The organism is uncultured Croceicoccus sp., assembly GCF_947496385.1.
In the GTDB taxonomy this organism is placed as follows: Bacteria; Pseudomonadota; Alphaproteobacteria; order Sphingomonadales; family Sphingomonadaceae; genus Croceicoccus.
The window spans coordinates 153,231-172,165 of sequence record NZ_CANMCP010000003.1; the positions used below are offsets into that span (position 1 = coordinate 153,231).

The window sequence follows — 18,935 nt, forward strand, 5'->3', positions numbered from 1 at the left end:
CACCGACGAAAGCGGCCCGTCGAGATTACGGCGTCACGCCCCGATCCACGCGCGCAGGATCATCGCCACCACGCCGAGGACCGCCACGCTCCCCGCCCAGATCGCCGCCATCCAGGCCAGCCTCTGCCAAAGGGGACGGCGGTCGGGCGCCTCTCCCGGCCGCATCAGTGATAGCCCTCGTGCCCGACCTTCCCGCGAAACACCCAGTATGCCCAGCCGGTGTAGATCAGGATCAGCGGCATCGTGATGGCCACGCCGATCAGCATGAAGACCTGGCTGCGTTCGGGGGCCGCGGCCTCCCATATGTCGATGCTGCCCGGAACGATATCCGGCCACATCGTCACGCCCAGCCCCGCCATGCCCAGCAGGAACAGCGCGATGCCGAGCCAGAACGGCGTCGCCTCCTTGCGCTTGAACAGGGCACGGAACAAGAAGCCTGCGATGATGAGCGTGAGCAGCGGCACCTGGCTCGTGAAGAACAGGGCCGGCGTGTCGAGCCAGCGTTCGCGATATTCGGGCCGCAGGATGAGGTTATAAAGGCTGATGACCGCCATCAGGCCGAGGGTCAGGATCGTGCCCCACCGCGCCAGCCGGTACGCATGGTCCTGGCATTTGCCCTCGGTCTTCCACACGAGCCAGCACGCGCCGAGCATGGCATAGCCCGCCACCACGCCGATCCCGCACAAGAGCGTATAGGGCGTGAACCAGTCGAACCAGCTGCCCGCATATTCGCGGCCCGACACCTCGATCCCCTGAAGCAGCGCGCCGAGCGTCATCCCCTGCGCAAATGCGGCGATGAGCGAGCCTGCGCAAAACGCCCAGTCCCAGAACGGGCGATGTTTCGGATCGCGCCAGCGATATTCGAACGCCACCCCCCGGAACACCAGCCCCAGCAGCATCGCGATGACCAATGGATAGGTCGCGGGCAACACCACCGCATAGGCGAGCGGAAAGGCCGCGAACAACCCGCCCCCGCCGAGCACGAGCCAGGTTTCGTTACCGTCCCACACCGGCGCGATGGAATTCATCGCCTGATCGCGCTCCACACCGGGAGAAAAGCTCGGAAAGAGCACCCCGATGCCGAGATCGAACCCGTCCATCACGACATAGGCGAACACGGCGAAGGCGATGATGAACGCCCAGATGACGGTCAGGTCGAAATTCACGCTCATTCGCCGTCTCCCTGCGGGTGGCGGGGCTGGTCGGCGATCGCCTCGCCATGGCCTTCGCCGGTGGGATCCTGCGTCGGGCCGGGGGTGAACCCGGCACTTCGGATCGGGCCGTCGTCGCCACGCTTGACCCCCTCTTCGTGGGCATGCGGCGCGTCCTTCATCAGGTGCAGGATATACCACGCCCCTGCGGAAAACACGGTGAGATAGACGATGACGAAGGCTAGCAGCGAAGTCGCCACCGCCGGCGCGTCGAGCGGGCTCGCCGCCTCCGACGTGCGCATCAGATTGTAGATGACATAGGGCTGCCGCCCCACCTCCGTCGTGACCCAGCCGGCGATGACCGCCACGAACCCCGACGGCGCCATGACGAGCGCCGCCCGGTGCAACGGTTTCCAGTCGTAAAGCCGCTTGCGATAGCGCGCGAACAGGCTCCACAGCCCGAGGCCGAGCATCGCGAAACCGATGCCCACCATGATGCGAAACGACCAGAACACGATGGCGACCGGCGGTTGTTCATCGTCGGGAATGGTGTCCAGCCCGGCCAGCGGCGCATCGAGGCTGTGCTTGAGGATGAGCGAGGACAGCTTCGGAATGCCGATCGCGTAATCGAGCGTCCGCGTCTCGTCATCGGGGATGCCGAAGATGTAGAGCGGCGCGCCGTCCGGATGGCTTTCGTAATGCCCCTCCATCGCCATCACCTTCTGCGGCTGATGCTCCATGGTGTTGAGCCCGTGCATGTCGCCGGCAAAGATCTGCACCGGCGCGACGAGCGCGGCCATCCACATCGCCATCGAAAACATCTTGCGCGCATGGGCGTTGGTGCGATCCTTGAGCAGGTGCCACGCCCCCACCCCGCCCACGACGAAGGCGGTGGTGAGATAGGCCGCGATGACCGTGTGCACGAGGCGGTAGGGGAAGGAGGGATTGAACACGATGTCCCACCAGCTTGCGCCCGGCAGGAATTGCCCGTTGGCGCCCATTTCGAACCCGGTCGGCGTCTGCATCCAGCTGTTGACCGACAGGATCCAGAACGCGGAGATGAACGTGCCGAACGCCACCATGCAGGTGGCCGCGAAATGCAGCTTGCGCCCAACCCGCTCCATCCCGAAGAGCATCACGCCGAGAAAGCCCGCCTCCAGGAAAAAGGCGGTCAGCACCTCATACGCCATCAACGGCCCGATCACCGGCCCCGCCCTGTCGGAATAGACCGACCAGTTGGTCCCGAACTGATACGACATGACGATGCCGGACACGACGCCCATGGCAAACGCGATGGCAAAGATCTTCAGCCAGTATTTGAACAGGTCGAGATAAAGCGACTTCCCGGTTTTAAGCCACAACCCTTCCAGCACGGCCAGAAAGCTCGCCAGCCCGATGGAAAAGGCCGGGAAAATGAAATGGAAGCTCACGGTGAAGGCGAATTGAATCCGGGCCAGCACCAGCGCATCGAAATTGTCGAACATGGGTTCGCTCTTTCCTGACACCGGCGATTCGCGTGGGCAAATTCGGGGCGCATCGGCGCGCGCATGGCCATCAGGCCGGTGCCTTCGCACGATCAGGGCCGCGCATTCCCGGCTGCAGACATCGTGCAACCGCCCCTCCCATCGCGCATTCGCGGCCAAGTTTCAAACCCCAAAACGGCAATTGCGGTTGCGCAAAACGACAGAGCTACGGGTTTTGCGCTTGTGCATGCGGCCCGCCATCGCGCACATGCCGGGCATGATGGAATGGCCCGACCTGCTTCACCGCCCCCGCCCGCTCCCCGACGGGCGCATCGCCTATGGCCGCGACGGGTTGCAGCATGTCGATGTCTGGCTTCCGCGCGCACGGGCGCGAAACGCGGCGGGCCATCCGGTGGTGGTGATGGTGCATGGCGGATGCTGGCGGACGGATGTCGCGCGGGCGGGCATCATGAATTACATCGCCGACGACCTGCGCGGGCGCGGGATCGCGGTGTGGAACCTCGAATATCGGGGCGTGGACCGCGCCGGTGGCGGTTATCCCGGCACGTTTCGCGATGTCGCGCGCGGGGCCGACATGCTGCGCGAACGGGGCGCCGCGCTGGGCATCGATACGGCGGCGCGCACGGTGTTCGGCCATTCGGCGGGCGGGCATCTCGCGCTGTGGCTGGCGGCGCGGCACGTGATCGCGCGCGGCGGTCCGCTGTTTCATCCCGATCCGCTGCGGTTCGGCAGTGCCATTTGCGCAGGGGGCTTGCCCGATCTGCGCGCAGCGCGGGTCGCGCCCGGCAATACCTGCGGGACGGAGGCGGTCGATGCGCTGCTTGGCGCGGACGTTCGCGATGCGGCGGACATGTTCGCCGATTGCTCGCCCGCCGACATGATGCCCTTCGCTACGCATCAGGTGCTCATCAACACGGGCGAGGATCATATCGCACCGCCGTCCTTCGCCGCGGCCTATGCCGCGAAGGCCAATGCGGCAGGCGCAGAGGTGACCTGCGTCACCGTGCCGGACGAGGGGCATGTCGAACTCATCACGCCGGGCACGGCGGCGTGGGGGGCGGCGTGCGAGGCGATATTTGATGCGCTGAAACGCGGGGACATCGCGCCATGACCATGACCATCGACGAAGCGCGGCAACGCGACGCCGCCGATCCGCTGCGCGCGTTTCGTGCACGCTTCGATCTTCCGCCGGGCATCATCTATCTCGACGGCAATTCGCTCGGGCCCCTGCCGCGCGCGACGCGGGACCAGGTCGCGGACATGGTCGACCGGCAATGGGGCCGCGACCTCATCGCCGCGTGGAACGACCATGGCTGGATCGACGCGCCCCGCCGCATCGGCGCAAAGATCGCGGCGCTGATCGGCGCGGCGGAGGACGAGGTGATGGTGGCCGATTCCACCTCGGTCAATATTTTCAAGCTGCTGACCGCGGCGGCACGGGCAAATCCGGGCCGAACCGAGATCCTCGCCGAGGCGGCCAATTTCCCGACCGACCTGCATATCGCGGCCGGGGTGGCGAACCTTCTCGGGCTGACGCTCGTGACCGCGCCGCCCGACGATCTCGCCGATGCGATCGGGGCGAACACCGCCGCGGTCATCCTGCCCGATGTGCATTACCGGAGCGCCGCGCGATACGACATGGCCGCGATGAATGCCCGCGCGCAAAAGGCGGGCACGCACATCGTCTGGGATCTCAGCCATAGCGCGGGGGCGGTTCCGGTCGATTTGTCGGGGTGCGGGACGATGCTCGCGGTGGGATGCGGGTACAAGTTCCTGAACGGGGGACCGGGGGCACCGGCCTTCGTCCATGTCGCGCGCGAATGGCAGGACCGGCTCCACAATCCGTTGCAGGGGTGGCTCGGCCACAAGGCGCCCTTCGACTTTGCCGATGCCTACGAACCCGCGCCGGGCATGGGACGGTGGCAGGCCGGCACGCCCCCGATGCTCAGCATGGCGGCACTGGAAAGCGGGGTCGATCTCATGCTGGAGGCGGACATGAACGCGCTTTTCGCGAAATCGGCGGCATTGTTCGATGCGTTTGCGGCGCGCATGGCGGAAAAATGCCCCGCCCTCACTCTCGCCTCCCCGCGCGAGGCAGAGCGGCGCGGGAGCCACATCTCGTTTCTGCACGAGGACGCCTTCCCCATCGTGCAGGCGGCGATTGCGCGCGGCGTCATCGGCGATTTCCGCACGCCGGACATCGCGCGTTTCGGCCTGACTCCGCTCTATACCGGGTTCGAGGACGTCGCCCGCGCCGCCGACACCATTGCCGAGATCATCGCGACCGGCGCGTGGCGCGAGGACCGTTTCCGTAAGCGCGGCGCGGTCACCTGACGCTCAGGACGCGGGTTTCCACACCTGCGTCTTGCAGATGAAGGCGAGGCAGCCCTGCACCTTGAGCGAGCCATTCGCCATGCGGCTCACGACCGCGCGATATTCGTTGCCGTCCTCGGGATTGTAGATGTCGCCGCGCCACACGTCGTCATCCGCGGTCAGCCCCATGAGGATCGGCAGGCCCAGGATGGGCCGGCTCCGAAGCGCGGGATCGTCATTGTTGATGTCGCGCGCGGGCACGCCCTTTTTCGGGCGCAGGATCTTGTCCACCTTGCCGCACATGGCCTTGCCGCACGTTTTCACGGCCACGACCGCGCGCCCGTTTTCGGTGACGTAGCGCCCCTCGATCGGCGCGGCGGCCCATGCAGGGGTGGACAGCGTCGCCAGCGTGGCGAACAACAGCGCGGTTTTCATCGAGAGTCGTCGCATGGGCGCTCCTTAACAGACGGGACAGGACGTGACGATACGCAACACGACACAATGGCGCATCGGCATCATCGGCGGTTCGGGTCTATACGCGATGCCCGGATTGAGGAATGCTGAATGGATCGAGATCGCGACGCCGTGGGGACGCCCTTCCGATGCGGTGCTGACCGGATCGCTGCACGGGGTCGAGCTTGTCTTCCTGCCGCGCCACGGGCGGGGCCATGTGGTGGCGCCCGGCGCGCTGAACGCCCGCGCCAATATCGACGCGCTCAAACGCGCAGGCTGCACCGACATTCTCGCGATCAGCGCGATCGGTTCGCTGCGCGAGGAACTGCCCCCCGGCCGTTTCGTGGTGGTGGATCAGTTCATCGACCGCACCGCGGGCCGCCCGTCCAGCTTTTTCGGGACCGGGATGGTCGCGCATGTGTCGATGGCCGATCCGGTCTGCCCGCGCCTTTCCGCCATGGCCGGGGCCGCGGTGCGCGACGCGGGCGGTGCGGTGACCGAGGGCGGCACCTATCTGGCGATGGAAGGACCGCAATTTTCCACCCGCGCGGAAAGCCACATGTACCGCGCATGGGGCGCCGATGTCATCGGCATGACCGCCCTGCCGGAGGCCCGGCTCGCACGCGAGGCGGAGCTGCCCTATGCGCTCATCGGGATGGTCACGGATTACGATTGCTGGCGTGAGGAGACAGAGGCGGTCGAGGTGGACGCCGTCATCGCGCGCATGGCCGAAAATGCCGAGATTGCGCGCGGGGCGGTCGACGCTTTCGTCCGCGCGCTTCCCCCGACGCGGGCGCCATCGCCCATCGACACGGTGCTGGACAAGGCGCTCATCACCGATCCGGCCTGCCGCGACCCGGCGGTGCTCGCCCGGCTCGACGCGGTGATGCGGCGCGTGAACGGCGGCGACTGAAGCGGCCCGTTTCGCCGATCGCGTGGCCGCGTCACTGCTCGCCCGCGGGCTGCTCCTCCTGCGCGGCGGCGGCGGCGGTTTCGCTGCGCAATTTGCGGTTCGCGGCCAGCTCGGCATCGATCTCGCGCGCCTGCTTGCGAATATGCGCCTCCGCCTCCTCGTAGCGGGTGTCGAAATCCGGCTCCTCCTGGCACCCGGCGAGCAGGAGCAGCGCGACCAAGGCAGAGACCCGCACCGCCTGCATCAGTAATTCTTGCGGTAACGGATGCTGGCGTCGGTGCGGCCCGACCCGCCCGCTTGGCTCAGGATCGAGAGCGCCGGGGTCAGGCTGATTTCGAGCTGCGTCGCGGTGAACCCAAGCGCATCGGTGATCAGCTCGACATAGATATCGTCGGTAATATACTGCCCCGCTGCGAGCGCGGTCCCGCGCCCGCTCGCCTCATCCGCGCCGAGAATCCGCAGCCGGTCGACCCCCGTCGCCGAACGCAGCGTGCCAAGCGGGTTGAGCCCACCCCCCGACCCGCGCAGCGAATTGAGCGATGCGGCAAGCTGCACCGCCTGGATCGTCGAAAGATTGCCGATCGAGCTTCCGAACAGGATGCGCGACACGATTTCGTCCTGCGGCAGGCCCGGCGTCGAGGCGAAGGAAATCTGCGGATCCATGGCCCGGCCCGCGACATTCACGCGCACGGTCACGTCCTCGATCTCCTCGCTCGCCACGAGATTGAGCACCGGATCGATGGTGGACCCGCCGGTAAACCCGATCCGCCCCTCGACCAGCTCGAACGAACGCCCGGCAAAGCCCAGCGTGCCGCGAATGAGCGACACTTCGCCCGAAAGCCGCGGTGCGGTGCTGGTCCCGCGAATGGTGAGGTCGGCGTCCCATTCGGATTCCAGCCCCATGCCCGAGACATAGAGCCGCTCCGGCGCATTCAGATCGATGTCGAGCCGCAGCTGATCGAAGATGCCGGGCTGCGTTTCGGGCTCCTCGTCGCCGGTGATGCGCACCGGTCCGCGCGGCGGCTTGAACCGCACGCCGGTCAGTTCGGGCACCTCGGCGGCGCCCTGGCGGATGATCTGATAGCGCGTTTCGGGGAGCAGCAATTGCCCCGACAAAAGCGCGGTCTGTCCCGCGCTCTTCGAAAGGCGCAATTGCCCGGTTGCCGATGCGCGGATCATGTCGCTGCGCGCAAGCCGCGCATCGTCGAGCGTGACCGACACATCCATGGGATAGCCGCTGTCGGCCGCGAGGCTGACATAGCCGCTCGCCTCGACCGAACCGTCGCCCGCCGTCGCGGTCATGCGCTCGATCCTAAGTTCGCTCCCGTCGAAACGCCCCTGCAACGCCATATTGGTGAGCCGCGTCCCATAGGTCAGGTTTTCATAGGTCAGCGATTTGGCGCGGATGATGCCTGCAAGATCGGGGTCCGACACCCGGCCCGAGAAATCCGCCGCGACGCCGATGGGGCCTGAAAGCCGCTGATCCGGCTGTCCGGCGAAGGAGAACAGCGTATCGGCCGGCCCGTTATACCGGATGCCACCCGACAGCGGCGCCATGAGCAGGCGCTGCGTCCACGGCCCCGCGCCGGGCGGGAGTGGGTTGAGCGAGGCGACCATGCGCCCGATGACGGTACCGCGGCGCCGCATGACGGCGCGCGCCTCGCCGCCGTTGGCGAGCAGCTTGCCGACGAAATTGATGTCGACCGGCTGGCTCACCGAGGCGGCAGTGGTTCGGGTGAAATCGTCGATCGACAGGCGGGCATCGGCGCGGGGGAAGGCATTCGGCCCGGCCTGCGCGAAATCGAGGCTGCCGGTCGCGTTGCCGCCGAGGCCAAGGCCCGGAACGAAGGCGTTGACGATAGCCATGTCGAGCGAATCGAGCCGGCTCTGCACCCTGATCCCGTCACCGTAAGTGGCGGCGAGGCGGAGATTGCCGCTCCCGAAATCGATGCGCGTGGGCATCAGTTCATAGCTGCCGTTTCCGGGCACGATGCGGGCGGGATTGACCGTGGCGAAATCGATGCCGCGCACCCGGCCCTTTACCGCCGCGCGCCACAATTGCGGCGTCATGTCGGTGTTGAGCGCGATGCGGAACGGCACGCCGCTGGTCCCTTCGGCCAGCAGCTTCGCCTTGCCCGTGCCGCCGCGATAATCGACCGTGGCGCGCGCGGCATTGATGTCGAACGAACCATACCGCACGCGCGCCAGCTGCGCCGCGGCGACCACGTATGGCTGATCGTAGAGCACGACGCGCCCGTCGATCTTCGCCGAACCGATGGCGAGATTGGCCGGCCCTTCCAGCGTGGTGTCGTTGGCGCGCAGGTTGAACAACGCTTCCTGATACCGCCCCTCGGCATCGAGACGGACAACGCCCGCGAGCCCGCGCCCGTTGGCGAGCAGCCGCCCGGCAAACGGCCCGGCCGAAGTCTGACGCAGCGAGCCTGTAAAATCGATGCCGCCGAGATTGGCGCTGTTGATCTGCACCGTCGTCGCATCGCCCAGCCCCAGCGTCACATCGGCGGTCAGCGCGCCGTAATCGGTGTCGCCGGTGAGGTCGAGCCGGTAGCCCGTGCCATTGCCGGTCCCGCGAATCTCGGCATTCAGATTGGCGAGGCCGATCCCGAAATTGGGGTTTTCGGCGGTGATCGTCGCCTGCGGATCGGTGATGGTGCCCGCGACGCGCACGCCGACGCGGCCATAGGCATCGGTGATCGCGTCGGCATTGAACGCAATGCGCCCGTCGGTGCTGTAACGCCCGCTGCCGCCGGTAATGCGGACAAGCGGGGCCTCGAGCCTCAGATTGGTGAAATTGATGGTGCCATCGGGGGCATAGCGCACATTGGCCGAGGCCAGCGCATTGCCGCCGAGGAAATCGCGCACGCTTTCGTTTTCGAGCCTGCGCGAACGCACGCTGACCCGCCCGGCGAGTGCGTAGCCGCCCGCCTCGGTGCGCAGATCGACATCGGTCGTGATGTCGAAGATGCCGACGCTCTCGACCCGGTAATTGTCGATCCGCCCGTCGATCGCGCCGGTATAAAGCCCGGTCGACATGTCGGCGAGCAGGATGACATTCGCATCGATCCGGTCCGACTGTATCCGCATGTTGTCGGACAGGATGCGCGGTCCCTGAATCGCGATATCGCCCGCAAGCCGCACATCGGTGAGCGTGCCGCCCGCCACCGTGTCGAGCCCGGTAATGCGCGATGCGCGCGCCTGCACCGGGATGAGGATCCGGTCGGGATCGACCCGCGCCGCGCCCTCGGCCGCGAAATTGACGAGCGCCATGTCCGCCATCGCGATCCTATCGGCGGCGAGCGCATATTGGACCGTCGGCGCCGCGAACGCGCCATCGAGCGTGAGATTGCCGCGCACGCCCGACCCGCTCAGATTTTCGGCGAGAACCGACGGGCGGGTGAGCGCCAGCGTGACCTTCATGTCGTCGAAACTGTTGTCGGACAGATCGATGATGCCGTCCGCACCCACGCGCAGCGCGTCGCTTTCGATCGTGCCGGTCAAATTGGCGCTGCGTTCGTTCAGCGCGCCGGTCATGTCGATGGTGGTGACGGGACCGAGCAAGGCCGCCGTCTGCCCTTCGAACAGGCGCGCCACGCGCGTCGGCCCGCGCACGGTAAAGGTGCCGTCGCGCGCCAGAATGGCGAGCCGCGCAAATTCCGAGCCGCCCAGATTGGCGGCAAGCCGGCCGTTCCACCGCGCCCAGTCGCCCCGGCCCGACAGGTCGAGCGCGACCGGCTGATCCAGCCCGGCGAGCGTGGTGACCACCCCGCCCTGCGGCGCGCGCAGCTTCACATCGATGTCGAGCCGGTTTTCCTCCGGCACCGCGTCGAGTTTCAGCGCAAGCCGGTCGCCGCCCGCGGCATCGGCCCCGCCGATCGTCCGCGCGTCGAGATCGACCAAAGCGCGCCCGTCGGCAATATGCGCCTCGCCGCCGAGGGACAGCACGCGCCGCTCCCCCGTGACGGCCTCGCCGATGACAAACCGGTCGACACGCAGAACGCCGATATCGATGTCGAGATCGGGGAGCAGCGGGCCTTCGCTTTCCGTCTCGTTGAACTGGGGCAGACGCGCGAGCGTGATCCGCTCCGCCGTGGCGCTGCGCACGTCGACATGGTTGTTCACGAAGGCGAACGGGCGCCAGTCGACGCGCAATTCGGGCGAGGACAGGAACACCCCGCGTGGGTCCGACACGGTGAAATCGTGCAGTACCATCTCGCCATAGAGCGAACCGTCGATGCGGCCGATGTCGATTTCCATGCCGTTTTCGAATTCGAGCCCGGCAATCTGCTCGGCGACGAAACGCCGGCCCGGCTGCGTATTGAGGCCGAAGATCACCAGCGCGACCAGCACGGCAATACCGACGAGGACGATGGCAACGCCCTTCGCGACGCGGACGGGCCAGCGGCGGTGCGTGCGCGTGTCCTCGCCGCTCTCCACCATGGTATCGTCGCCGCGCACCTCTTCGGCGGTTTCGTCCGTCACCGGCTGCTCTTCCCCGTCCCGCATATCCGCCATCAGAACGCCTGCCCGATTGAAACATAGACCGCGAACGAGCTTTCACCCGGCTGCTTGTCGATGGGCATCGCCACGTCGAGCCGGAGCGGCCCGAAATTGGTATAGAACCGCCCGCCGAGGCCGACGCCGTAACGAAGGCCCGAAAAATCGGGCACGCTGTCGAGATAGACCTGCCCCGCATCGACGAAGCCGACGACGCCGAAATTGCCGAACCGGTAGCGCGCCTCGACCGCGAGCTCGTTGAAACTGAGCCCGCCGAGCGGCCGGAAGCGGAACGGATTGGCGGTTTCGTCCGGATCCTCGGGGTCGAAATTCGGGTTGGGCACCTCGACCTTGGGGCCGAGTTCCTGAAACCCGAAACCGCGCACCGAACCGCCGCCCCCGGCGTAGAACCGGCGCGACGGCGCGAGGTCGAAGCGGTCGATCCCCTGAATCGTGCCGGCCGCCACCCGCGCCGCCAACACGATGGAATCGGTCGCCGGGTAATAGGCGCTCGCCGCGAGACGGGCCCGTACGTAGGTATCGAAGGAATCCTGCACCGAGGCTTCGGGTTCGATGAGCGCGGTGACGCGAAACCCGCTCGTCGGGTTGAGCAGGCTCTTCGTGCTGTCCAGCCCGACCTGCCCGGTCAGCCCGGCGATGCCGAAGGTGCGCCGCCGCACCTCGCCGAGGTCGAAATCGTAATCCTCCTCGATCGTGCCAAGCAGCTGCACGCCATAGGCATAGGTCAGCGGTTTCTGCCAGATGGAGGTGGAATCGTAATTCACCCGCGCGGCGAGCCGGCCGGTGAGCGCCTCGAACGCGTCGAAATCGCTGCGCAAGGCCTCGGCGACGATTTCGAAGGTGCGGTCGCGGCGGCCGGCATTGGACCGGCGGAACGTGACGCCCGCGCCCTGCTCCTGCGTGCCGGCGATGGCGCGGGCGATCAACGCGCCTTCGGGCGGGAACAGATTGCGATGCGTCCATGTCGCCTCGACCCGCGCGCCCTGCCCGGTGCCGTAACCGGCGCTGCCGGCGATGGTGCGCGGCGGTCCGGCGTCCTGCTCGACCAGCACGGTGGCGTATTCCGCGGGGCCGCCCTCGACCGTGCCGGCATCCTCGCCGGTGCGCTGCGGCTCGACCGTGACGGTATTGAACAAGCCCGTCGCGACGAGCGCCTGACGCAGGTCGTCGACCATGTCGCTATCGTAAAGCTCGCCCCGTTCGAACCGGGCGAGCACGGCGACGTGCTCCGCATCGAAGGCAAGATCGCCCGTCGTCTCGATCCCGCCGAACACCGCGCGCGGCCCGGTATCGACCGGCAGGGTATAGACCCCGCCCCCCGTTTCAGCGTCGAGCAATATGTCGCGCTGGCCGACCGCGGCGAACGGATAGCCATTGTGCGGCAGCGCCACGGCGACATTCGCCTCCGCCCCCTGCACCCGCGTGGCGACGATCGGCTCGCCGACGGCAAGCGGCAGGTTTTCGCGGATGAGATCGGGCGGCGTCGTGGGCTCCGCATCGATCACGATTTCGGCAAATTCGTAACGCTGTCCGGGCGTGACGTCGATCACGGCGGTCAGCGGCTGACCATCGGCGACGTCGGCGCGGTCGATACGCGTCTCGACACTGGCGCCGAACCACCCTTCGGAGGCGAGGATACGCTCTATCAGGACGCTGTCTTCGGTCAGCCGGGCGGACACCTGCGCGACATTGTTCGCGGTGCGATCGTCCGACCGCAGGGCGGACAGATCGTTGAACATGTCGCGGATGTTCACATCCGTTTCCGCGTCGATTGCGTCGATCCCGTTGAGCGCGATTTCATACGAAACCTCGGTCACCTCGGTATCTTCCTCGCCCTCGGCGAATTCCACCGGCTCTACCTCGAACGCGGAAATGGGCGGGAGCGGCGCGGTCAGCTCCGCATCGCGGACGGGCGCATCGCCGATCTCCTCCACCGCGTCGCCATCGGCCAGCGCCGGATCGCCGAGCGGTGCGTCCTCGCTCATTTCGGTTTCGGCACCGGCCTGCTCCTCGGCAAGGCGGCGTTCGAACTCCGCAATGGATTCCAGCGGCATGTCGAGCGCGGGGTCGCTCTCGGCATCGAGGTCGGGGATGGATTCTGCAAATTCCTCGTCCGAGATGATCGTTTCGACCTCGGGCAGGGTTACATCGGCGGGCGGCGCGGGCACGGGGAGAGGATCTGCGTCGGCGCGATCCGCCGCCTGCGGCCCGGCACGATCGTAGGGCACGCCGGCATCCTGCGCCGCGGCGGCACCGACCTGCGCCATCGCCAGAAAAGACGCGCTGGCAAGGACATGCTTGCCAAATCGACCGATATGCGTTCCTGTCATGTGCAACCGCAATTCCCGCAGCGTCAAAATAAAGAGGTCCGCAACGGATGATCGATCGCACGCCGACCGAACCACCATTCGCCGAAACCCCGAACGCCGAAACCTCGTATCCCAACCGTCTGCCCGTCGATGCCATGGAAAACAATAGCGAAAAGGACACAGACGCGCCCGATGCGGGCGAAACGATCGAAAACGGAGACCCCGGCGCGGTCGCGACCTGGCCGCATCACATCCCGTTTTCGGGTTGGCTGGCGGTGTTGAAACGCGTCTATGTGATGGTCGGTTTTCACAATCTCGGCCTGCTGGCGGGCGGGGTCGCGTTCTTTACCTTTCTCGCGATCACGCCGCTCATCGCCGCGACGGTCATGATCTATGGCCTCGTCGGCAATGTCGATCTCGTCGAGAAACAGATGCGCACCGTGGTCGAGGTGGTGCCGTCCGATGCCGCGCGCCTGATCGAGGATCAGCTCCTTGGCGTGGTCAATACCAGCAGCGAAGTCGCGGGATTCGCACTCGTCATCGCGCTGGTCTTCGCGATCTATGGCGGAATGCGGGCGGCAAGCGGGCTCATCCGCGCATTGAACGTCATTAACGAGGAACCGGAAACGCGCAATATATTGCGCCTCACGCTCCGGGCCGCGGTGCTGACGCTGGCGGCGATCGGCATTGCGCTGATCGGGGTGGTGAGCGGGGCGGCGCTGACCTGGCTCGCGCGGCAGACCACGGTGTTCTTCGGGCCGTGGACGGGGTTTTTCATCAAGCTGCTGACCTATGGCGCGGCGGTCGCGCTGGGCAGCGTGGGTTTTGCCATGATCATGCGGTTCGGGCCCGACCGGCGCCCGGCGAAATGGCGCTGGCTCGCGCCGGGCGCGGTATTGGCGACGATATTGTGGATCGGCGTGTCCTTCGCCTTTTCCGCCTATGTCGCCTATGTGTCGGATTATAACGCCACCTATGGCTCGCTATCGGCGATCGTGGTGTTCCTGATGTGGCTGTTCCTGTCGGCCTACGGCATATTGATCGGCGCGCTGCTCAATGCCGAGGCGGAGCGGCAGACGATCCAGGATTCGACCGAGGGGCCGGACCGCCCCATCGGCCATCGCGGCGCCGTGCTCGCCGACAGCCATGTGAGCTTCGGCCACAAGCAGGAACTCGCCGCGAAAAAGCGGGAGCGGCGGGCGGAGCGCGCGGCGCAGAACGCGCGCGATACGCCCCGCCGCCCCGCCCTGCCGCGGATCAGAGGCGGCGGATGATCGAGGAGAAATCCTTGCCGCCGTTTCCGTCGGCGTCGTGATCCTCGAACAGTTCCTTGGCCCGCTCGCCCATCGGGGTCGCGCTTTCGGCGGATTTCGCCGCCGCCATGGCAAGGCGCAGATCCTTCAGCATGAGATTGGTGGCAAAGCCGCCGTCGTAATCATTGTCGGACGGGCTTTGCGGGCCGACGCCGGGAACCGGGCAATAGCTCGTCATGGACCAGCATTGCCCCGATGACACCGACGCGATGTCGTAGAAATTCTGCGCATCGAGGCCCAGCCTTTCGGCCAGCTTGAACGCTTCGCACGTGCCGATCATCTGAATGCCGAGCAGCATGTTGTTGCAGATTTTCGCGGCCTGCCCGGCGCCGGCATCGCCCGCGCGGATGACCGCCTTGCCCATCGCCTCGAGCACGGGGCGCGCACGCTCGCAGGCCTCCTGCGTGCCGCCCACCATGAAGGTCAGCGTACCGCCATTGGCCGCCGCGATCCCGCCCGACACCGGCGCGTCGACCATATCGTGCCCGGCGTCCGTCGCCTTGGCGATGACGGTGCGGCAGGTTTCGACGTCGATGGTCGAACAATCGATAAGGACCGCACTGCGCGGGGCGTGGCCGATGACCGACCCTGTATAGACGCTTTTGACGATGTCGCCGTTGGGCAGCATGGACACGACGGCATCCATGCCCTCCACCGCTTCGCGCACGGTGCCATAGGTGGCGATGCCGTTGGCCTGCGCCGTCTCCAGCGCATCCGCCGACAGGTCGAATGCGGCGACCTCATGGCCGTTCTTCACCAGGTTTGCGGCCATGCCGCTGCCCATGTTGCCAAGGCCGATAAATGCGATTTTCATGTCAGCGTCCCTTCCACTGGGCTGCGCGCTTTTCGACAAACGCCTGCATGCCCTCTTGTCTGTCTTCGGTCGCGGTCAGAATCTGAAACGCGCGCCGTTCGAACAGCAATCCCTGATCGAGCGTGGTTTCGAAGGCCGCGTCGACCATTTCCTTGTTCACCATCGCGGCGAGCGGGGCCATGCCGGCGATCGCCTCGGCCGCCTTCATCGCCTCGTCCATGAGCTCGGCGGCGGGCACCACGCGGGATACCAGCCCGCTGCGCTCCGCTTCCTCGGCATTCATGTTGCGCCCGGTCAGGCACATGTCCATCGCCTTTGCCTTGCCGACCGCGCGGGTGAGCCGCTGCGACCCGCCCATGCCCGGCGCCACGCCGAGCTTGATCTCCGGCTGTCCGAACATCGCGGTGTCGCTGGCGATGATGAAGTCGGCCATCATGGCAAGCTCGCACCCGCCGCCGAGCGCGAACCCGTTGACCGCGGCGATCCACGGCTTGCGCACCGCTTTGACAAGGCGGCTGGTCCAGCCGGCGAAAAAATCCTCGGTAAAGAATTGCGCGCTCGACTTGTCGACCATCTCCTTGATGTCGGCGCCGGCGGCAAACGCCTTCTCCCCGCTGCCGGTGAGAACGGCGCAGCGCTGGCTATCGTCCTTCTCATACTCCGCAAACGCGGCGATTAGATCCTCCAGAACCTGGGAATTGAGGGCATTCAACGCCTTGGGCCGGTTCAGCGTTATCAGCGTGACCGCGCCCTTCTGTTCGACGGTAATCGTTTCGTAGCTCATAGCGGTCTCCATTCCTCTTCCCCTTCCATCGGTGCGAACAGAGAGGCGATGTCGTCCTCGCTCACTGCGTCGGCCGTGGCCGGTTGCCATTGGGGATCGTTGTCCTTGTCCACGAGCAGGGCACGCACGCCCTCCGCAAAATCGGGACGGGTGATGATGCGCCCGGCGGCGCGATATTCCATCGTCATGTTCGCGGCGAAATCCTCCGCCTCGGCGCCGAGCTGCAACTGGCGGAGCACCGCCTTGCAGCTGGTCGGGCTTTTCTTGCGGAGGGTCTTCAGCTCCTTTGCCGCCCAGTCGCTGTCGTCGGCCTCCAGCGCGGCGATGATCGTTTCCAGATCGTCGGAGGCGAAGAGCCGGTCGATCACCTCCCGATTGCCGGCGATGCGGGCCTCGGGCGGGCTTTCGCTTGCCTCATCCAGGATGGCGGCGATGTCGCCCGGCTCGGCAATGATGCGGGCCTTCACCTCGGCGAGCTTTTCGGACGGGATGTAATGGGTGGCAATGCCCGCCCACACGCATTCGGCCCCGTCGAGGCGCGCGCCGGTCAACCCGATGAACTGCCCCACGCGCCCCGGCAGGCGCGGCAGGTACCATCCGCCGCCCACGTCGCAGATGAGGCCGATGCCCGTTTCCGGCATGGCGAATTTCGTGTTCTCGGTCGCGACGCGGTACCGGCACGGCTGCGCGATGCCGACGCCGCCGCCCATGGTGATGCCGTCCATGAACGCCGCGATCGGCTTGTCATAGGTGAACATCAGATGGTTGAGCCGGTATTCGAGGGCGAAGAATTCGCGCCCGCGCACGCCCGCATCCTCCATCGCCGATCGGCGCAGCAGGGTGACGTCGCCGCCCGCGCAGAAACCGCGCCCCTCCGAATGGTCGAGCAGGACGGCCCGGATCGCATCGTCCCCGGCCCAGCCGCGCAGCGCCTCCGTCATCGCCTCGCACATGTCGAGGGTGAGGGCATGGATCGCCTTGGGCCGGTTGAGCGAGATATGCCCCGCCGCCCCATGCGCGTGAATATGTACTTCGTCGGTCATGTGCAGCCTTCGTTTATCTATCAATCGCGCAGGAGATCGCGGCCCACGATCATGCGCATGATCTGGTTCGTGCCTTCGAGAATGGAATGAACGCGAAGGTCGCGCCACAGTTTCTCGATCGGGTAATCCTTGAGATAGCCGTAGCCGCCATGCAGCTGCAGCGCATGGTCGACGACGCGCGATCCGGTTTCGGTCGCGATCATCTTCGCCATCGCGGCAAAGCGCGTCTTGTCCGGCGCCTCGTTCGTGACCTTCACCGCGGCGAGGTAGAGCAGCGCGCGCGCCGCCTCCAGCTCGGCGGCCATTTCCGCGATGGTGAATTGCGTGTTCTGAAAATCGGCGATGGCCTTGCCGAACTGCGTCCGGTCCTTGGTATAGGCGATCGCCTCGTCCAGTGCGCGCTGCGCCCCGCCGAGCGAGCACGCCCCGATATTGAGCCGCCCGCCGTCAAGCCCGGTCATCGCGATGGAAAAACCCTGCCCCTCGTCGCCGACGCGGTTTTCCTTGGGCACCTTCACATTGTCGAAGATGACCTGCGCGGTGGGCTGGTTCTTCCACCCCAGCTTCTTCTCGTTCGCGCCGAAGGACACGCCGTCCATGTCCTTTTCGATGACGAGGCACGAAATGCCCTTCGGTCCGTCGGCGCCGGTGCGGACCATCACGACGTAGATTTCATTCTGGCCGCCGCCCGAAATGAACTGCTTGGATCCGGTGACCTCGTAATGGTCGCCCTTGTCCACCGCCTTCGTCTTCAACGCCGCCGCATCGGAACCCGACGACGGTTCGGTCAGGCAATAGCTCGCCAGCCGGTCCATGCCGATGAGATCGGGCAGATATTTCGATTTCACCGCCTCGCCGCCGAAACGGTCGATCATCCACGCGGCCATGTTGTGGATCGAGATGAACGCGCTGGTCGAGGGGCAGCCATGGGCCATCGCCTCCATGATGAGCGCAGCCTCCAGCCGGCCGAGCCCGATCCCGCCCGATTCCTCCGACACGTAGATCGACCCGAAGCCCAGCTCTGCCGCCGCCTTGATGGTATCGCGGGGGAAGATCGCGTTTTCGTCCCATTCGCCGGCGTGGGGCGTGATATTGTCGGCGGTGAAGCGCTGCGCCATCTCCTGAATGGCGATCTGGTCGCCGGTCAGTGAAAACTGGTCTTCCATCGTGTCTCGTTTCCTCTTCAGCCGCGAAGGCGCGGTCGATCGTTCTTGTGGCCGAAGCCTTCGCCGCGCGGCGGGACGGGTGTTTCCTTACCTACGCATCGCGGGCCGCGCGGTTCACGCGCAACGCATATATCTTTGCTCCCCGCGCATGGCATCGGGCCCGGATTCGCGGCGCAGCAACGTGTCCCCCTCGCGCAGGAGCGTCATGTCGCGGCGCCATTCCATGCCTTCGCCCTCGAACGCAAATTCGGCGCGCAGATAATCGTCCGACCGTTCCGTCACATCGGCCAACGTGCCCACCGATTCGTAAAAGGTCAGCCTGTTCGTTTCGATAGTCAGCAAACCCTTGGCCACCGAAGCGGGTCCGTCGCAATCGTTGCGCGTCATGCCCCACCGGCCCCGCATCGATGCCGGTATCGCCATGGGGGCGCCGTCCCCCGGCCCACGCACGCCGTCCGCAGGTGCGGTGACCGAACCGGGCGCCGGATCGGCCAGCGATTGGTCGCTTGGCTGGAGGGCCGCACCATCGTCCGCATCGTCCGCCACGACCTCGCTGTCGACCGGGGGCGTGTCGTCATCGGCGGCGCCGCATGCACACAGCATCGCGGTGAGCAGGAGCGCGGGAATGGGTTTCATGGCGTCGCCTTTCGCTTTGTGGG

At 66.4% G+C, this 18,935-nt stretch carries 16 protein-coding genes; 4 read left to right on the forward strand and 12 right to left on the reverse strand.

All coding sequences use genetic code 11. The annotated features are described in order from the left end of the window. Positions 1 to 33: 33 nt before the first annotated feature. From Q0897_RS06570 to Q0897_RS06580, 3 genes are read right to left on the reverse strand one after another with little or no spacing between them, the layout of a single operon-like run. Positions 34 to 165 carry a DUF2474 domain-containing protein gene (locus tag Q0897_RS06570; protein ID WP_299308384.1) on the reverse strand — a complete coding sequence of 44 codons (132 nt, stop codon included), beginning with the start codon at positions 163 to 165 and terminating at the stop codon, positions 34 to 36. Beyond that, positions 165 to 1,172: a cytochrome d ubiquinol oxidase subunit II gene (gene cydB, locus Q0897_RS06575; protein ID WP_275588713.1), complete on the reverse strand. Its 1,008-nt coding sequence runs from the start codon at positions 1,170 to 1,172 to the stop codon at positions 165 to 167. Before cydB ends, Q0897_RS06570 begins: the two co-directional genes overlap by 1 nt. Next, positions 1,169 to 2,635, reverse strand: coding sequence for a cytochrome ubiquinol oxidase subunit I (locus tag Q0897_RS06580; RefSeq protein WP_299308387.1), 1,467 nt, complete (start codon positions 2,633 to 2,635; stop codon positions 1,169 to 1,171). The genes cydB and Q0897_RS06580 overlap by 4 nt, the downstream gene beginning before the upstream one ends. Before the next feature lie 226 nt (positions 2,636 to 2,861). On the opposite strand from Q0897_RS06580, the gene Q0897_RS06585 reads away from it, so the two are divergent. Together Q0897_RS06585 and kynU are read left to right on the forward strand one after the other, a co-directional pair. Further along, a complete protein-coding gene (locus Q0897_RS06585; protein ID WP_299308388.1) occupies positions 2,862 to 3,746 on the forward strand; it encodes a S9 family peptidase in 885 nt (294 codons plus the stop codon). Between the two features lie 2 nt (positions 3,747 to 3,748). Further along, positions 3,749 to 4,969, forward strand: a complete 1,221-nt coding sequence (gene kynU / locus Q0897_RS06590) for a kynureninase (protein ID WP_299308639.1) — start codon at positions 3,749 to 3,751, stop codon at positions 4,967 to 4,969. A gap of 3 nt (positions 4,970 to 4,972) precedes the next feature. On the opposite strand, the gene Q0897_RS06595 is transcribed toward kynU, so the two are convergent. Continuing rightward, entirely contained in the window at positions 4,973 to 5,398 is a 426-nt protein-coding gene (locus Q0897_RS06595) for a DUF2147 domain-containing protein (RefSeq protein WP_239804914.1), read from the reverse strand. 28 nt (positions 5,399 to 5,426) lie between these two features. Between Q0897_RS06595 and mtnP the strand changes: the two genes are divergently transcribed. Beyond that, positions 5,427 to 6,314, forward strand: coding sequence for an S-methyl-5'-thioadenosine phosphorylase (gene mtnP / locus Q0897_RS06600; RefSeq protein WP_299308389.1), 888 nt, complete (start codon positions 5,427 to 5,429; stop codon positions 6,312 to 6,314). Positions 6,315 to 6,345: 31 nt separating this feature from the next. Here mtnP and Q0897_RS06605 read toward each other — a convergent pair whose 3' ends face one another. From Q0897_RS06605 to Q0897_RS06615, 3 genes are read right to left on the reverse strand one after another with little or no spacing between them, the layout of a single operon-like run. Next, a complete protein-coding gene (locus tag Q0897_RS06605; RefSeq protein ID WP_299308390.1) occupies positions 6,346 to 6,558 on the reverse strand; it encodes a hypothetical protein in 213 nt (70 codons plus the stop codon). Further along, positions 6,558 to 10,844, reverse strand: a complete 4,287-nt coding sequence (locus tag Q0897_RS06610) for a translocation/assembly module TamB domain-containing protein (protein ID WP_299308391.1) — start codon at positions 10,842 to 10,844, stop codon at positions 6,558 to 6,560. Before Q0897_RS06610 ends, Q0897_RS06605 begins: the two co-directional genes overlap by 1 nt. Continuing rightward, a complete protein-coding gene (locus Q0897_RS06615; protein WP_299308392.1) occupies positions 10,844 to 13,177 on the reverse strand; it encodes a BamA/TamA family outer membrane protein in 2,334 nt (777 codons plus the stop codon). Before Q0897_RS06615 ends, Q0897_RS06610 begins: the two co-directional genes overlap by 1 nt. A 47-nt stretch (positions 13,178 to 13,224) precedes the next feature. Here Q0897_RS06615 and Q0897_RS06620 point away from each other — a divergent pair, with 47 nt between their 5' ends. After that, entirely contained in the window at positions 13,225 to 14,430 is a 1,206-nt protein-coding gene (locus Q0897_RS06620; RefSeq protein WP_299308393.1) for a YihY/virulence factor BrkB family protein, read from the forward strand. Here Q0897_RS06620 and mmsB read toward each other — a convergent pair. The 5 genes from mmsB to Q0897_RS06645 form a co-directional block, all read right to left on the reverse strand. Then, entirely contained in the window at positions 14,414 to 15,283 is an 870-nt protein-coding gene (mmsB, locus tag Q0897_RS06625; RefSeq protein ID WP_299308394.1) for a 3-hydroxyisobutyrate dehydrogenase, read from the reverse strand. The genes Q0897_RS06620 and mmsB overlap by 17 nt on opposite strands. Position 15,284: 1 nt before the next feature. Beyond that, positions 15,285 to 16,067 carry an enoyl-CoA hydratase-related protein gene (locus Q0897_RS06630; RefSeq protein ID WP_299308395.1) on the reverse strand — a complete coding sequence of 261 codons (783 nt, stop codon included), beginning with the start codon at positions 16,065 to 16,067 and terminating at the stop codon, positions 15,285 to 15,287. Next, on the reverse strand, positions 16,064 to 17,110 hold the full coding sequence (locus Q0897_RS06635; protein WP_299308396.1) for an enoyl-CoA hydratase/isomerase family protein: 1,047 nt from the start codon (positions 17,108 to 17,110) through the stop codon (positions 16,064 to 16,066). The genes Q0897_RS06630 and Q0897_RS06635 overlap by 4 nt, the downstream gene beginning before the upstream one ends. A gap of 20 nt (positions 17,111 to 17,130) precedes the next feature. Continuing rightward, positions 17,131 to 18,276 carry an acyl-CoA dehydrogenase family protein gene (locus Q0897_RS06640; RefSeq protein ID WP_299308398.1) on the reverse strand — a complete coding sequence of 382 codons (1,146 nt, stop codon included), beginning with the start codon at positions 18,274 to 18,276 and terminating at the stop codon, positions 17,131 to 17,133. Positions 18,277 to 18,390: 114 nt separating this feature from the next. Continuing rightward, positions 18,391 to 18,912, reverse strand: coding sequence for a hypothetical protein (locus Q0897_RS06645; RefSeq protein ID WP_299308400.1), 522 nt, complete (start codon positions 18,910 to 18,912; stop codon positions 18,391 to 18,393). Positions 18,913 to 18,935 lie beyond the last annotated feature (23 nt).

What these genes read in the sequence shown, in the direction of transcription:
- Q0897_RS06630 (WP_299308395.1), bottom strand. Translation starts at nt 16,067, where the DNA reads ATGAGCTACGAAACGATTACCGTCGAACAGAAGGGCGCGGTCACGCTG.
- Q0897_RS06605 (WP_299308390.1), bottom strand. Translation starts at nt 6,558, where the DNA reads ATGCAGGCGGTGCGGGTCTCTGCCTTGGTCGCGCTGCTCCTGCTCGCC.
- Q0897_RS06580 (WP_299308387.1), bottom strand. Translation starts at nt 2,635, where the DNA reads ATGTTCGACAATTTCGATGCGCTGGTGCTGGCCCGGATTCAATTCGCC.
- Q0897_RS06640 (WP_299308398.1), bottom strand. Translation starts at nt 18,276, where the DNA reads ATGGAAGACCAGTTTTCACTGACCGGCGACCAGATCGCCATTCAGGAG.
- cydB (WP_275588713.1), bottom strand. Translation starts at nt 1,172, where the DNA reads ATGAGCGTGAATTTCGACCTGACCGTCATCTGGGCGTTCATCATCGCC.
- Q0897_RS06610 (WP_299308391.1), bottom strand. Translation starts at nt 10,844, where the DNA reads ATGGCGGATATGCGGGACGGGGAAGAGCAGCCGGTGACGGACGAAACC.
- kynU (WP_299308639.1), top strand. Translation starts at nt 3,749, where the DNA reads ATGACCATCGACGAAGCGCGGCAACGCGACGCCGCCGATCCGCTGCGC.
- Q0897_RS06570 (WP_299308384.1), bottom strand. Translation starts at nt 165, where the DNA reads ATGCGGCCGGGAGAGGCGCCCGACCGCCGTCCCCTTTGGCAGAGGCTG.
- mmsB (WP_299308394.1), bottom strand. Translation starts at nt 15,283, where the DNA reads ATGAAAATCGCATTTATCGGCCTTGGCAACATGGGCAGCGGCATGGCC.
- Q0897_RS06585 (WP_299308388.1), top strand. Translation starts at nt 2,862, where the DNA reads ATGCGGCCCGCCATCGCGCACATGCCGGGCATGATGGAATGGCCCGAC.
- Q0897_RS06645 (WP_299308400.1), bottom strand. Translation starts at nt 18,912, where the DNA reads ATGAAACCCATTCCCGCGCTCCTGCTCACCGCGATGCTGTGTGCATGC.
- Q0897_RS06595 (WP_239804914.1), bottom strand. Translation starts at nt 5,398, where the DNA reads ATGCGACGACTCTCGATGAAAACCGCGCTGTTGTTCGCCACGCTGGCG.
- Q0897_RS06635 (WP_299308396.1), bottom strand. Translation starts at nt 17,110, where the DNA reads ATGACCGACGAAGTACATATTCACGCGCATGGGGCGGCGGGGCATATC.
- Q0897_RS06620 (WP_299308393.1), top strand. Translation starts at nt 13,225, where the DNA reads ATGATCGATCGCACGCCGACCGAACCACCATTCGCCGAAACCCCGAAC.
- Q0897_RS06615 (WP_299308392.1), bottom strand. Translation starts at nt 13,177, where the DNA reads ATGACAGGAACGCATATCGGTCGATTTGGCAAGCATGTCCTTGCCAGC.